This window comes from Thiemannella venezuelensis, assembly GCF_014203605.1.
GTDB lineage: Bacteria > Actinomycetota > Actinomycetes > Streptosporangiales > Streptosporangiaceae > Planomonospora_A > Planomonospora_A venezuelensis.
In genome coordinates this window covers 271,503-284,844 of the sequence record NZ_JACHJJ010000003.1, presented here as the reverse complement: position 1 = coordinate 284,844, position 13,342 = coordinate 271,503, and the positions used below count along the sequence as shown (strand labels likewise).

The following is a 13,342-nucleotide window of genomic DNA, read 5'->3' as shown; positions in this document are numbered from 1 at the left end:
CTCGATCGATGTCCGTATGGTCATCGCCTGGTGGTGTTTGGCATAGTCGGCCCATGTCGTTTCCCGATCATGGTGAACCGTCCTCCGGGTACGAGGAGCTCTCCTTCGGCTCCGGCGACCCAGACCGGGAGCCGCGGCTCCAGCTCTGGCTGCGGGCGCACGCCCGGCTGCTGGCCGTCTGCGCCGCGGTGCTGGTGGTGTTCGGGGCGGCCGGAGCCGGGGGCTGGTACCTCTACGAGCGGTCCCTGCGCCCGCTGCCCCCGCCGGATGCGGCGTTCCCCGAGCCGTTGCGGTTCTGGGTCTCCCTGTGCGGCGGCTACGGGCCGGGAGGGGGAAGCTGCCCCGGCAGGCCGAAGGCCACGGAGGCCGACTACCGGAAGGTGGCCGACCGCATGCGGGCCATGCCTGAACTGGCCGAGGTCGTCTTCAAGGACGAGACGATGGTCCGCCGGGCCATGATGGCCCGCTACACCGCCATGGACGAGCAGACGATGCTCGCCGGTGCGGTCTTCGCGCCCTCCCTCACGGGGACGCTGCGCCGGAGCGGCGACTTCGCCGTGGTGGCCGCGCGGCTGAAGGCGTTCCCCGAGGTCGAGACGGTGCTGCCGGAGCCTTCGAACTTCTGGGCGGGGAAGGCGGATCTCGAGATCGTCCTGTGCGCGAAGGACGACCGGTTGAAGAAGGAGTGCGTGGAGAACCGTCCCGCCGGAGTCGAGGGCGCCGCCACCGAGGCGGAGAAGGAGGCGGTCGTCGCCCGGTTGTGGGACCTGCCGGGAGCCGAGACGATCTACCTGCAGGACCGCGGGCACCTCATGAGACTGATGCGGCACCACGAGTCGGAGGCCCTGCGCCTCATGAGACCTCTCGGGCCGGACCAGATGTACAGGTTCCACTTCGGGGGGCCTCGCCGCCCGGACCAGATGTACGAGACCTTCTACGTGAAGCTCTCCACCCCGATCGACCCCACCGGGACGGCCGGGATCGCCAGGGCGCTGAAGCTCCTGCCCGGTGTCCTGGCGGTGTATCCCGTCGAGGCCGGCGAGTAGCGGCCGCCCGGCGGGGAGGCGGTGTCACCGCGGACGCCGGTGGTCCCCGCCGCCTTCTCCGGAGGCGGCGTGAGGTCGCCGAACGGGGTGATGTGGATACGGGGCCAAGCTGGGCAGAGTATCCTCGCCCGTCGTGAGCACGCCCGAGACCCCCGAGAGTGAACCAGCTGTGGACGCAACGCCGTACGTCACGATCGTCCTGCCCTGCTACAACGAGCAGGACCACGTCATCGACGAGGTCGAGCGCATCTGCCGGGCCATGGACGACAGCGGCTACACCTACGAGCTCGTGGCCGTGGACGACTGCTCCACCGACCAGACCCTCGCCCGCCTGCGGGAGGCCGCGCCGCGCTTCCCGAACATGCGGATCAGGGCGTTCCACCGCAACGGCGGCTCGGGAACGGTCCGCAGGATCGGCACGCAGGAGGCGCGCGGCGAGATCGTCGTGTGGACCGACGCGGACATGACCTACCCGAACGAGCGCATCCCCGAGCTGGTCCGGATCCTGGAGAAGGACACCGCGATCGACCAGGTCGTGGGCGCGCGGACCACCGAGGAGGGCTCGCACAAGTTCCTGCGGGTCCCGGCCAAGCTGGTCATCCGGAAGATCGCCGAGATGCTGGCCGGGCAGAGGATCCCCGACCTCAACTCCGGGCTCCGCGCGTTCCGCAAGTCGGTCGCCCGGCCGTACCTGCGACTGCTCCCGCCCGGGTTCTCCTGCGTCACGACGATCACGCTGTCGTTCCTGTCGAACCAGCACGACGTCTACTACCTGCCGATCGAGTACAGCAAGCGGGCCGGGAAGTCGAAGTTCAGCTTCGTCTCCGACGCCTACCGCTACATCCTGCAGGTGCTGCGGATGGTGATGTACTTCAACCCGCTCAAGGTGCTCATGCCGCCGGCGATCTGGCTGGTCGGGCTCGGGATCGCCAAGGGGGTCTACGACAACGTCAAGACCCCGTTCTACCTGGCCAACAACACGATCATCATCTTCGTGACCGGGCTGCTGATCGGGTCGCTGGCGCTCCTGGCCGACCTCATCGTGCGCTCCAGGAGCGAGTAGGCATGCGGATCGCGATCGTCGGGCCGACCTACCCCTACAAGGGCGGCGGCGCCGCGCACACCACCGAGCTGGCCCACCGCCTGAGCGCCGCCGGGCACGACGTGGTCGTCGAGTCGTGGCAGGCGCAGTACCCGTCGTTCCTCTACCCCGGCCGCCAGACCGTGGAGACCCCCGACGGGGAGCCGTACCCGAGGTCCTTCCGGCGGCTCGACTGGCGACGCCCGGACGGCTGGGTCGCGTGCGGGCGCCGGCTGCGCACCGCCGACCTGGTGATCCTCGCCGTGCTCAGTCCCGTGCAGGTCCCGCCCTACCTGGGCATCCTGTACGGCCTGCGCCGCGGGACGCCGGTGATGGCGCTGTGCCACAACGTGCTGCCGCACGAGCGCAAGCCGTACGACGCGCCGCTGATGAAAGCGCTGCTGCGCCGGGTGGACGGGGTGCTCGCGCACTCCGAGGCGCAGGCGGCGCTGGCCCGCGAGCTGGCGCCCGTGCCGGTGGCCGTGGCGCAGATGGCCCCGCACCTGCCGGTGAAGGCGCCGGAGAGCGGCTTCGGGAGGCCCCGGCCGATGGGGGCGCGGGGGCGGCTGCTGTTCTTCGGGCTGGTCCGGCCGTACAAGGGGCTCGATCTGCTGATCCGCGCGCTGCCCGAGGGCGTCTCGCTCCGGGTGGCGGGGGAGTTCTGGGGCGGACTGGAGGAGACGCAGTCGCTGGTCGACGGGCTGGGGCTCACCGACCGGGTGGAGCTGCGGCCCGGCTACGTCGCGGCCGAGGACGTGCCGGGACTGTTCGAGGACGTGGACGCGCTCGTGCTGCCCTACCGGAGCGGTACGGCCAGCCAGCAGGTCTGGCTCGGCCACGAGCAGGGTGTGCCGGTGGTCGCCACCCGGGTGGGGACGCTGGGCGAGCACGTCACCGACGGGGTGGACGGCCTGCTGGTCGAGCCGGGCTCGGTGGAGGCGCTGCGCGAGGCGCTGGAGCGCTTCTACCGGCCGGGCGAGCCGGAGCGGCTGCGCGCCGGGGTGAAGGCCGTGGACCCGGAGCCCTACTGGGCGGCGTACGTCGAGGCGCTGCTGTCGGCGGGCTCCGCCGGGCGCTGAGCCCGGCGGCCGAGCAGGAACCCGAGTCCGGCCCAGGCCACGTCGGCGAAGGTGAAGACCAGGCGGGAGAGCACGGCGGCGACGAGGGCGTTGGCCGTGCCGACCGTCGGCGCGAGGACCAGGAGCATCGCGCCCTCGCGCACGCCCACCCCGGCCGGGATGAAGGCGAACAGCAGGCCGGTGGCCCAGGCGAAGGCGTAGGCGCCCGCGCCGAGCAGGTAGAGCGAGAAGTCGCCGGTCAGGTCGCCCATGACCAGCCAGAGGTGCAGGCCGTACACCAGCCAGCCGGTGACCGTCCACGCCGTGACGGCCGCCAGGGTGCGGCCGGAGAGCACCTCGTCGAAGGGCTCCCTGCGGGCGATCCGCAGCGCCTGGTTCAGGCCCCAGGCGAGGACCCTCGGGTGCAGGCAGACGACGATCACCGGGATGACCAGCGCGAGGTACCAGGTCTTCTCCGCCACCTCCCGGGCGGTGAACGGGAGGGTGGCGGCGGCCAGGCCGACCGCGCAGCCGAGGGAGACCACCAGGGCGATCGAGGTGCCGCCGAAGGTGCGCCGGGGCGGGCAGCCGTGGTCGCGGCCCAGCTCCATCATCGCGGCGTAGGCCCAGACCGAGCCGGGGACGTACTTGCCGAGCTGGCCGACGAACAGCACGCGCGCGGCCACCCGGAGCGGGAACTCGGAGCCGAGTCCGGCCAGGGTCCGCTGCCAGGCGATCATCATGATCCAGATTCCGGCCGCCACCGCGGCGCACGCCCCGGCCACCGACCACCAGGACAGCCTGGCGAGCGCGGAGACCGTGTCGTCCCAGTTCCGGGCCAGGCCGTATCCGACGAAGGCCAGCGCGACCAGCGCGAGCAGCACGCGGAGCAGGCGGCTCGATCGCAGTCGGCCGAGCAGTCGGGTGAGCATCGGCCAAGCGTACGACGTTGTCGTTACCCGGCGGTAGGGTTCGGCCGCGCCGGTAGCCTAGGGCCCCGTGACCGAGCGGGCCCGCCGCGGGCGCGGCGGGTCGCGAGGACCGGTGCGCCCCGGCGGGCGGGCCGCAGGCATCGTGGACGGCGGATGAGGAATGGTGAGCGGCCGATGGGCGCGCAACGGCAGGCGCAGCTTGAGTACTCCGAGTTCCAGGCGGCGATGCTGGACGAGGCGAAGCGCCGCAGGAAGGCCGCGAAGATCGTGGCCGTGCTCGGCCACTTCCTCGGCCGGGAGTCCGACGTCCTGGCGGGCCTGACCGTCGCCGACATCGGCTGCTCGGCGGGGTTCATCGCCGACGAACTGGCGAACGCGGGCGCCGCCAGGACCTTCGGCGTGGACATCGACGTGCCCGGTCTGCGCAAGGCGGCCGCGCGCTTCGGCGAGCGGGTCGAGTTCGTCTGCGCCGACGGCACCGCGCTGCCCTTCCCCGACGGCTCGATCGACGTGCTGGTCTTCAACCACATCTACGAGCACGTGGTCGACCCCGACGCGATCATGGCGGAGATGCGCCGGGTGCTCAGCGCCGACGGCGTGCTCTACCTGGGGCTGGGCAACCGGCTCGGGGTGATGGAGCCGCACTACAGGCTGCCGTTCCTGTCCTACCTGCCGCCCGCCCTGGCCGACCGCTACGTGCGCCTGTCCGGCCGGGCCGACAGCTACTACGAGCGCTACCGGACCCGCCGCGGCCTGCGGAGGATGGTCCGCGGCCTCCGGGTCTGGGACTACACCTTCCCGGTGCTCGCCACCCCCGCGGCCTTCGCCGGGTCCGAGCTGTTCCCCGGCGCGGTCGGCCGCGCCGCCGGGGGCGTGCTCTCCCGGCTGCCGCGCCCGGTGCTGCGCGCGCTGCTTCCGGTGGTGCCGACCTACCTGTGGGTCGCGACCAAGAGCACCCGCCGCCCGGCCGGGGCCCGCCTGCCCCAGCCGCCCGACCCGGTCCGGGCGCTGTGAGCCCCGACCCGGTGACCTCCGGGCCCGGGGCTCCCGGCCCCGCGGTCTCCGGTTCCGGGGCTCCGGATCCCGCGGCGGCCGTCCCCCCGGAGACCTCCCCGGCCTCCGGGGACGCGGGGCCGGGGCGCCCGTCCCCGGTCAGGCGGCTGGTCCGGTCGGCCTTCCTGCTGGTGGCCCTCGGCTTCGGGGCATGGGCGGTGGCGAGCCAGTGGGAGGCCGTCCGCGCCGGGTTCGCCCGGCTGTCGTGGCAGGCCCTGGCGCTCTCGCTGGTGGCGGTGGTCGCGGCGCTGTGCGGCGGGATGATGACGTGGCGGGCGCTCCTGGCCGACCTCGGCTCGCCGCTCCCGCTCCGCCCGGCCGCCCGGGTCTTCTTCGTCGGGCAGCTCGGCAAGTACATCCCCGGCTCCGTCTGGCCGGTCCTCGCCCAGATGGAGATGGGCCGCGAGCTGGGCGTCCCCCGGCCGCGCAGCGCGGCGGCGTTCTTCCTGACCATGCCGGTCCAGCTCGGCAGCGGGCTGCTGGTCTCCGCGGTGACGCTGCCGGCCGCGCTGCCCGGGGCCGCGGCGCCGTACACGTGGGCGTTCCTGCTGCTGCCGGTGCTCGCGGTGGCGTTCGAGCCGCGGGTGGTCAACGCGGTGATCGGGTTCGGGCTGCGGAGGCTGGGCCGGGAGCCGCTGGAGCGCCCGCTCACCCGGCGCGGCATGCTCACCGCACTGGGCTGGGCGCTGCTCGGCTGGACCGCGTACGGCCTGCACCTGGCCGCGATCATGCACGAGCTCGGCCCCTCCGGCCTGCCGGCGGCCGTGTTCTCCGTCGGGGCGTTCGCGCTCTCCTGGTGCCTGGGGATCATGACGTTCGTCGTCCCGGCCGGAGCCGGGGTGCGCGAGGGGGCCATGGTGGTCGTGCTGGCGCCCGTCCTGGACCGCGGGTCCGCCCTCGCGGCGGCGCTCTGCTCCCGGGTGGTGATCGTCCTGGGGGACCTGCTCTGCGCCGCCGCCGCGGGAGCGGCGGCCCGCCGTGCGGCCGGCCCCGTGAACAGCCCCGTGAACAGCCCCGTGAACGGCCCCGCCCGCCGAGAGGGCGGGTGACTCGTGCGAGGCACATGTGCGCGCTTACCGGCGAGCCGCCGGATAGTCGGTTAATCTCACGGGATGGCAGAGACCTCCGTGCGGGAACTCGAGGCGATCCTTCTTGTCGGAGGACAGGGGACGCGCCTGCGCCCGCTGACGATCGGCACGCCCAAGCCGCTGCTCCCCACGGCCGGGGTGCCCTTCCTCGCGCACCAGCTCGCCCAGGCCCGCGCGGCCGGCGTCCGGCGCATCGTGTTCGCCACGTCCTACCGGGCGGAGATGTTCTGCGAGGCGTTCGGGGACGGCTCGGCCTTCGGGCTCACCCTCGAGTACGTGACCGAGGAGACCCCGCTCGGCACCGGCGGCGCCATCCGCAACGCCGCCGAGGCGCTGACCTGCGGCCCGGACGCGCCGGTGGTGGTGCTCAACGGCGACATCCTGTCCGGGCACGACATCGCCGACCAGGTCGCCCGGCACGTCGAGCGGGGCGCCGCCCTCACCCTGCACCTGACCGAGGTCGAGGACCCGTCGCGGTTCGGCTGCGTGCCGACCGACGACGAGGGCCGGGTGACCGCCTTCCTGGAGAAGACGCCCAACCCGGTCACCAACCGGATCAACGCGGGCTGCTACGTCTTCACCCGCTCGGTGATCGACACGATCCCGGCGGGCGAGGTCGTCTCGGTCGAGCGGGAGACCTTCCCCGGGCTGATCGAGGCCGGGGCCCTGGTGCTCGGCTACGCCGACGCCTCCTACTGGCTCGACGTGGGCACCCCGGCCGCCTTCGTCCAGGGCTCCCGCGACCTGGTCCTCGGCCGCCTGCCCTCGCCCGCGCTGCCCGGCCCGGCCGGGGACCTCCTCGCGCTGCCCGGCGCCGTGATCTCACCGGAGGCCAAGGTGTGCGAGGGGACGGCGGTGGGAGCCCGCGCGGCGGTGCATGCCGGGGCCAAGGTCACCGGGAGCGTGCTGGGCGACGACTGCGTGGTCGAGTCCGAGGCGATCGTGGCCGACTCGGTGGTCGGGGCCGGGGCGCGGGTGGCCTCCGGCGCGGTCCTGCGCGGCGCGGTGGTCGGCGACGGCGCGGTGGTCGGCCCCGGCAACGAGCTGCTCGCGGGCAGCCGCGTCTGGCCGGGCGTCGTGCTTCCCGAGTGCGCGGTCCGCTTCTCCAGCGACGTCTGAGAGCGCTCGGTGGATCTCCGGTACGGCCCGGCTCCGTCCGCGGGACCGGAGGCCGCGACGCCGTCGGCGGGACCGGAGGGCGCGGAATCGCCCGGAGGACCGGAGGGTGCGGAGCCGTCCGGAGGAGCGGAGGGCGCCGCCGGGCGGTCCGGGGCCCGTGAGCGGCGCTGGCGGCCGGAGGGGCCGCTGGACCTCCGGCTCACCCTGCACCCGTACCGGCGCGGCGACGGGGACCCCACCTGGCGCGTCACGCCCGGCGGGGCGATCTGGCGGACCTGCCGCACTCCGTGCGGGCCGGGCACCCTCCGGCTCTCCCCGCAGGGCGGGGAGGTCCTGGGATCGGCGTGGGGGCCGGGGGCGGGGTGGCTGCTGGAGACGATGCCCGCCCTGCTCGGTGCGGACGATGACCTGTCCGGGTTCGTCCCCGGGCACGAGGCGGTGCGCCGGGCGGCCGGGAGCCATCCGGGGCTGCGGATCGGGCGGACCTCACGGGTGCTGGAGGCGCTGGTGCCCGCGGTGCTGGAGCAGAAGGTCGTGCTCGCCGAGGCCCGGCGGGCGTGGCGGTGGCTGCTGGCCCGGTACGGCGAGCCGGCGCCGGGTCCGGCTCCCGAGGGCATGCGGGTCTTCCCCGAGCCCGAGGTGTGGTGGTCGATCCCGTCGTGGGACTGGCACCGGGCCGGGGCGGAGGCCGTACGGGCCAGGACGATCGCGAACGCCGCCCGGCACGCGGCGAAGCTGGAGGCGGCCGGGGAGAGCGCCGGGCTGGACCTGCTGCTGCGGGCGCTGCCCGGTGTGGGGGTGTGGACCTCGGCCGAGGTGCGCCAGCGCTCGCACGGCGATCCCGACGCGCTCTCGGTGGGCGACTACCACCTGCCGTCACTGGTCGGCTGGTCGCTGACCGGGCGGCGGACCGACGACGCCGGGATGCTCCGGCTGCTCGCCCCCTACCGGGGCCACCGCCACCGGGCCGCCCGCCTGCTCGCCCTGACCGGCCGCAGGCCCCCGGCCCGGGGCCCCCGCACGGCCCCGCGCGACTACCGCTCCTTCTGAGCCGCCCTCCGCGGTCCGGATCTGAGCCGCCCTCCGCGGTCCGGAGAGGCGTGGTTTCCCGGACGGGGTGGAGCCGCCGGGTCAGCCGACCGCCGGCGCCGAGCGGCGGGCGGCCACCCGCTCGCGGGGCGCGGGCGCCGGTACGGGGTCATCGCCCGTGCCGAGGCCGTACGGGTCGGGGTCGTAAGGGGCGGTGGGTTGCCAGTCGCGACCGTCGCGTGTGTCGGCTCCGATCAGCGGGGCGAGGGCGGCGACGGCGGCGAGGGCGAGGAGGAACCAGATCATTTTCGTCTCCTGGTGGGTGTTCCGGTGGGATGCCCCAATCTTATGCACTTGCATTTATTTACGTCTATCGAGATTTCCTTCAGCCCTCTGTTTAGACTCTCTGAAGTATCTGGGTCTATCGGCCGGACCCCGGTACCGGTGCAGCCTGCGATGCGCCGTAATGTGCGCCTATGAGCGTGAACCCCACCGATGCCGCGATGCGCAGGGCCCTGGCACGGGCCCGAGACGGCAAGACCCTCGACCAGGCCGAGGCCACCGTGCTGCTGCACGCGAGGGGAGAGGCCCTCGACACCCTGCTCGGCCACGCCGGCCGGGTCCGGGACGCGGGCCTGCAGGCCGCGGGGCGGCCAGGGACCATCACCTACAGCCGCAAGGTCTTCATCCCGCTGACCCGCCTGTGCCGGGACCGCTGCGGGTACTGCACGTTCGCCACCGCGCCGCACAAGCTCGACAGCCCGTTCCTCGGCCCGGACGAGGTCCTGGAGATCGCCCGGCAGGGCGCGGCCATGGGGTGCAAGGAGGCGCTGTTCACGCTGGGCGACCGGCCGGAGGAGCGCTGGCACCAGGCCCGCGGGTGGCTGGACGCGCACGGCTACGACGACACGCTCTCCTACGTGCGGGCGATGGCGATCCGGGTGCTGGAGGAGACCGGGCTGCTGCCGCACCTCAACCCCGGGGTCATGACCTGGCGGGACCTGCAGCGCCTCAAGCCGGTCGCGCCCTCGATGGGCATGATGCTGGAGACGACCTCGCGGCGGCTGTTCGAGGAGAAGGGGCAGCCGCACTACGGCTCCCCGGACAAGGACCCCGCGGTACGGCTGCGCGTGCTCCAGGACGCGGGGCGCTCCAACGTCCCGTTCACCAGCGGCATCCTGATCGGCATCGGCGAGACGGTCGAGGACCGCGCCGAGTCGCTGTTCGCGCTGCGGAAGGTGGCCCGCGAGTACGGCGGGCTCCAGGAGGTCATCGTCCAGAACTTCCGCGCCAAGCCGGACACCGCGATGCGCGGCATGCCCGACGCCGACCTGCAGGAACTGGCCGCCACGATCGCGGTGGCCCGCCTGGTGCTGGGACCGAAGGCGCGCGTCCAGGCCCCGCCGAACCTGGTCGAGTCCGAGTACGGCCTGATGATCCGGGCCGGGATCGACGACTGGGGCGGGGTCTCCCCGCTCACTCCCGACCACGTCAACCCCGAGCGCCCCTGGCCGCAGATCGACGAGCTCGCCGCCCGCACCGCCGCCTCCGGGTTCACGCTGCGGGAGCGTCTGACGATCTACCCCGAGTACGTGCTCGCCGGGGAGCCCTGGCTCGACCCCCGGCTGAACGCCCACGTCGCGGCCCTCGCCGACCCGGAGACCGGTCTGGCCAGGGAGGGCGCCGAGCCGGTCGGCCGCCCCTGGCAGGAGCCCGACGGCGGCTTCACCGCGCTCGGCCGCACCGACCTGCACACGGCGGTGGACGGCGAGGGCCGCTCCGCCGACCGCCGCGACGACTTCGACCACGTCTACGGCGACTGGGAGGCGCTGAAGGACCGCCTCCAGGACGGGGAGGCCCCCGCCGCGCCCGGGGGCGCCGCGGTGCGGCTGGGAGAGGTCCGGCAGGCGCTGCTGCGGGCGGAGAGCGACCCCGCCGGGCTGACCGAGGCGCAGGCGCTGACCCTGCTCGGGCTGGCGGGGGACCACACCGGGGCCGGGGCGGACGACGCGGCCCTGGACGAACTCTGCCGGATCGCCGACGGCCTGCGCCGGGAGGCCGCGGGCGACGACGTCACCTACGTGGTCAACCGGAACATCAACTTCACCAACGTCTGCTACACCGGCTGCCGGTTCTGCGCCTTCGCGCAGCGCCGCACCGACGCCGACGCCTACACCCTCTCACTCGACCAGGTCGCCGACCGGGCGCAGGAGGGCTGGGAGGCGGGGGCGACCGAGGTGTGCATGCAGGGCGGCATCCACCCCGACCTGCCCGGGACCGCCTACTTCGACATCGCCCGCGCGGTCAAGGCGCGCGTCCCGGGGATGCACGTCCACGCGTTCTCGCCGATGGAGGTCGTCAACGGCGCCAGCCGTACGAACCTGTCCGTCGCGGACTGGCTGACCGCCGCGAAGGAGGCCGGGGTCGACTCGCTGCCCGGCACCGCGGCGGAGATCCTCGACGACGAGGTGCGCTGGGTGCTGACCAAGGGCAAGCTGCCCGCCGCCGAGTGGGTCGAGGTCATCACCACCGCCCACCGGCTGGGCATCCCGACCACCGCCACGATGATGTACGGCCACGTGGACACCCACGCCCACTGGGTCGGGCACATCCGGCTCATCCGCCGCATCCAGGAGGAGACCGGCGGGTTCACCGAGTTCGTGCCGCTGCCGTTCGTCCACCACAGCGCCCCCATCTACCTGGCCGGGATCGCCCGCCCGGGCCCGACCGCGCGGGAGAACCGGGCCGTGCACGCGCTGGCCCGCATCCTGCTGCACGGTGCGATCGGCAACATCCAGTGCTCCTGGGTGAAGCTCCGCGACGACCTGTGCCGCCAGGTGCTCCAGGGCGGGGTCAACGACCTGGGCGGCACGCTGATGGAGGAGACGATCAGCAGGATGGCCGGGTCGGAGAACGGCTCGTTCAAGACCATCACCGAGATCGCGGCGATGGTCGCCCCGACCGGGCGGCCGCTCCGGCAGCGGACGACCTCGTACGGCGCGCCGGGTGAGGAGCGGCTGGCCGCGGCCAGGGCGAGCGATGGAGTTTGTCAAAGTGTGCGTAACTTCGTACCACTAGATCGTCTATAACAAGTTCTATAGGCACTTGCGCGTTGTGCTGGGTTCATTGGGACAATCATCACTCCCCTGACGAGAGGTCCCCGCCTTGTCCTTCTCACCCGGTCGGCACCGCATGGCCGCCGGCGCCGAGAGCCGCCGGCGGCAGGCACGCCGCCGTCTCGCATTCGCCGCGGTCGCGCTGGCGGTGGTGCTCGCGGGGACCGCGGGGCTGGTGGCGGACCGGGTGGGCGGGCCCTGCGGCGGTGATCCGGTCCTGGTCGACGTCGCCGCCGCGGTGGACATCGCGCCGACCGTGATGGAGGCGGCCGGGCGGTTCAACGCGGCCAAGGCCGGCGTCGACGGGCGGTGCGTGCTGGTGCAGGTCACGGAGCAGCCGCCGGCCACCGTGCTGCGCACCCTGATCGGCGGCACCGCGGGCGTGCTGGCGGCCCGCCCCGACGGCTGGATCTCCGACTCCTCCGCCTGGATCCGGCTCGCGCGCAAGCAGGGGGCCGAGGACCTGGCGGGGACCGAGACCGTGATGGCGACCTCGCCGCTGGTCTTCGCCACCCGCAAGTCCCTCGCCGACCGGTTCGCGGTCGGCGAGACCGACATGAACTGGCGGATGGTCTTCCCCGCGACCACCCGGGGCCGGGTCAGGCCCAACGAGAACGAACCCGACGTGGTCCGCGTCCCGGACCCGTCGCTCGCCGGGGCAGGCATCGCCACCGTGGCCGCCGCCAGGGACGTCGTGGGCACCGGGCCCGAGGCCGACCAGGCGCTCACCGCGTTCGTGCGCTGGGCCCAGGCGGGGGCGGCGCCCGACTACCGGAGCATGGTCGAGGCGGTCGACGAGCGCTCCTTCTGGCAGCGCCCGGTGGTGATCGTCCCCGAGCAGTCGGTCTGGTTCCACAACCGGCAGCCGTCCGCGGACCCGCTCGTCGCGCTCCATCCCCGCGAGGGGACCATCAACCTCGACTACCCCTACGTGGTCACCTCGGGAGACCCGGCCAAGGCGGCCGGGTCGCGGGCCTTCGCCGCCTGGCTCCGCTCCCCGGAGACCCAGGACGCGGTACGGCGGGCGGGCTTCCGCTCGGCCGACGGCAGCCAGGGCCCCTACTCGCCGGGACCGGAGATCCCGACCGTGTCGCCCCGCACCCGCCCGACCATCCTGCCCGCCAGGATCGACGAGGCGCTGGAGGCGTGGAGCAGGCTGGCCCCGCCGACCAACATCCTGGTCCTGTCCGACGTCTCCAAGCGCATGGCCGAGCCGATCAAGGGGGCGAAGGGCAAGACCCGGCTCTCCGTCGCGCTCGACGCCGCCCGTCTCGGCCTGCAGCTCTTCCCCGACTCGACCCACATGGGCATGTGGGAGTTCGCCGACGCCAAGGGCTCCGGCGGCGACCAGCGGGAGCGGGTGAAGCTCGGCCCGGTCAACGAGCCGGACGGCGGCCAGGTCATCCGCCGCAGCCTCCTGGAGGAGCTCACCCTCACCCTGCGGGCCGACGCCAAGCGGAACAGCTCCCTGCACGACTCGATCCTCGCCGGGTTCCGCGAGGTGACCGGCGCCTACGACGAGCGGATGAACAACACCCTGCTGGTCATCACCGCGGGCAAGGACGACGGAAAGGGCCTGTCCGGCACGGAGCTGGTCGAGAAGCTCCGCGAGGAGTGGGACCCGGCCTACCCCGTGCAGATCGTCATCCTCGCCTTCGGCGACGACCTCGACCGGTCCGTCCTCTCCCAGGTCGTCGCGGCCACCAACGGCTCGCTGCACGTCGCCCGGGAGCCCGGCGAGATCATCGACGTCTTCCTCTCCGCCCTGGCCCGGCGCCTGTGCCACCCCACCTGCCGCAAGGCCCCCTGACCCCTTCCCC

General features: G+C 73.7%; 11 protein-coding genes. 9 read left to right on the top strand and 2 right to left on the bottom strand.

What is annotated here, in order from left to right; genetic code table 11:
• The first annotated feature begins 53 nt into the window (after window positions 1–53).
• The 3 genes from FHS22_RS06920 (at window position 54) to FHS22_RS06910 (ending at window position 3,206) form a co-directional block, all read left to right on the top strand.
• On the top strand, window positions 54–1,046 hold the full coding sequence (locus FHS22_RS06920) for a hypothetical protein (protein ID WP_184939418.1): 993 nt from the start codon (window positions 54–56) through the stop codon (window positions 1,044–1,046).
• A 133-nt stretch (window positions 1,047–1,179) separates the two neighbouring features.
• Window positions 1,180–2,109 carry a glycosyltransferase family 2 protein gene (locus tag FHS22_RS06915; protein WP_184939416.1) on the top strand — a complete coding sequence of 310 codons (930 nt, stop codon included), beginning with the start codon at window positions 1,180–1,182 and terminating at the stop codon, window positions 2,107–2,109.
• Between the two features lie 2 nt (window positions 2,110–2,111).
• Window positions 2,112–3,206 (top strand): glycosyltransferase family 4 protein, encoded by a 1,095-nt coding sequence (locus tag FHS22_RS06910; protein WP_184939415.1) that lies wholly within the window; start codon window positions 2,112–2,114, stop codon window positions 3,204–3,206.
• On the opposite strand, the gene FHS22_RS06905 is transcribed toward FHS22_RS06910, so the two are convergent.
• Window positions 3,152–4,117, bottom strand: a complete 966-nt coding sequence (locus tag FHS22_RS06905) for a lysylphosphatidylglycerol synthase domain-containing protein (RefSeq protein ID WP_184939413.1) — start codon at window positions 4,115–4,117, stop codon at window positions 3,152–3,154. The genes FHS22_RS06910 and FHS22_RS06905 overlap by 55 nt on opposite strands.
• Before the next feature lie 174 nt (window positions 4,118–4,291).
• Here FHS22_RS06905 and FHS22_RS06900 point away from each other — a divergent pair, with 174 nt between their 5' ends.
• The 4 genes from FHS22_RS06900 to FHS22_RS06885 all read left to right on the top strand — a co-directional run bounded on the left by FHS22_RS06900 (window position 4,292) and on the right by FHS22_RS06885 (window position 8,427).
• Window positions 4,292–5,131 (top strand): class I SAM-dependent methyltransferase, encoded by an 840-nt coding sequence (locus tag FHS22_RS06900; protein WP_184939412.1) that lies wholly within the window; start codon window positions 4,292–4,294, stop codon window positions 5,129–5,131.
• A gap of 11 nt (window positions 5,132–5,142) precedes the next feature.
• A complete protein-coding gene (locus tag FHS22_RS06895) occupies window positions 5,143–6,219 on the top strand; it encodes a lysylphosphatidylglycerol synthase domain-containing protein (protein WP_338047632.1) in 1,077 nt (358 codons plus the stop codon).
• A 63-nt stretch (window positions 6,220–6,282) separates the two neighbouring features.
• The gene (gene manB, locus FHS22_RS06890) at window positions 6,283–7,377 is read left to right on the top strand and encodes a mannose-1-phosphate guanylyltransferase (protein ID WP_184939410.1); all 1,095 of its coding nucleotides are present in this window, start codon (window positions 6,283–6,285) and stop codon (window positions 7,375–7,377) included.
• Between the two features lie 186 nt (window positions 7,378–7,563).
• The gene (locus tag FHS22_RS06885; protein WP_184939647.1) at window positions 7,564–8,427 is read left to right on the top strand and encodes a DNA-3-methyladenine glycosylase family protein; all 864 of its coding nucleotides are present in this window, start codon (window positions 7,564–7,566) and stop codon (window positions 8,425–8,427) included.
• Window positions 8,428–8,508: 81 nt separating this feature from the next.
• Here FHS22_RS06885 and FHS22_RS06880 read toward each other — a convergent pair whose 3' ends face one another.
• A complete protein-coding gene (locus FHS22_RS06880; RefSeq protein WP_184939408.1) occupies window positions 8,509–8,712 on the bottom strand; it encodes a hypothetical protein in 204 nt (67 codons plus the stop codon).
• A gap of 197 nt (window positions 8,713–8,909) precedes the next feature.
• Between FHS22_RS06880 and FHS22_RS06875 the strand changes: the two genes are divergently transcribed.
• Together FHS22_RS06875 and FHS22_RS06870 are read left to right on the top strand one after the other, a co-directional pair.
• Window positions 8,910–11,495, top strand: coding sequence for a bifunctional FO biosynthesis protein CofGH (locus FHS22_RS06875; RefSeq protein WP_377295752.1), 2,586 nt, complete (start codon window positions 8,910–8,912; stop codon window positions 11,493–11,495).
• A gap of 76 nt (window positions 11,496–11,571) precedes the next feature.
• On the top strand, window positions 11,572–13,332 hold the full coding sequence (locus FHS22_RS06870) for a substrate-binding and VWA domain-containing protein (RefSeq protein WP_260407722.1): 1,761 nt from the start codon (window positions 11,572–11,574) through the stop codon (window positions 13,330–13,332).
• Window positions 13,333–13,342 lie beyond the last annotated feature (10 nt).

What these genes read in the sequence shown, in the direction of transcription:
- FHS22_RS06920 (WP_184939418.1), top strand. Translation starts at nt 54, where the DNA reads ATGTCGTTTCCCGATCATGGTGAACCGTCCTCCGGGTACGAGGAGCTC.
- FHS22_RS06910 (WP_184939415.1), top strand. Translation starts at nt 2,112, where the DNA reads ATGCGGATCGCGATCGTCGGGCCGACCTACCCCTACAAGGGCGGCGGC.
- FHS22_RS06905 (WP_184939413.1), bottom strand. Translation starts at nt 4,117, where the DNA reads ATGCTCACCCGACTGCTCGGCCGACTGCGATCGAGCCGCCTGCTCCGC.
- FHS22_RS06900 (WP_184939412.1), top strand. Translation starts at nt 4,292, where the DNA reads ATGGGCGCGCAACGGCAGGCGCAGCTTGAGTACTCCGAGTTCCAGGCG.
- manB (WP_184939410.1), top strand. Translation starts at nt 6,283, where the DNA reads ATGGCAGAGACCTCCGTGCGGGAACTCGAGGCGATCCTTCTTGTCGGA.
- FHS22_RS06880 (WP_184939408.1), bottom strand. Translation starts at nt 8,712, where the DNA reads ATGATCTGGTTCCTCCTCGCCCTCGCCGCCGTCGCCGCCCTCGCCCCG.
- FHS22_RS06875 (WP_377295752.1), top strand. Translation starts at nt 8,910, where the DNA reads ATGCGCAGGGCCCTGGCACGGGCCCGAGACGGCAAGACCCTCGACCAG.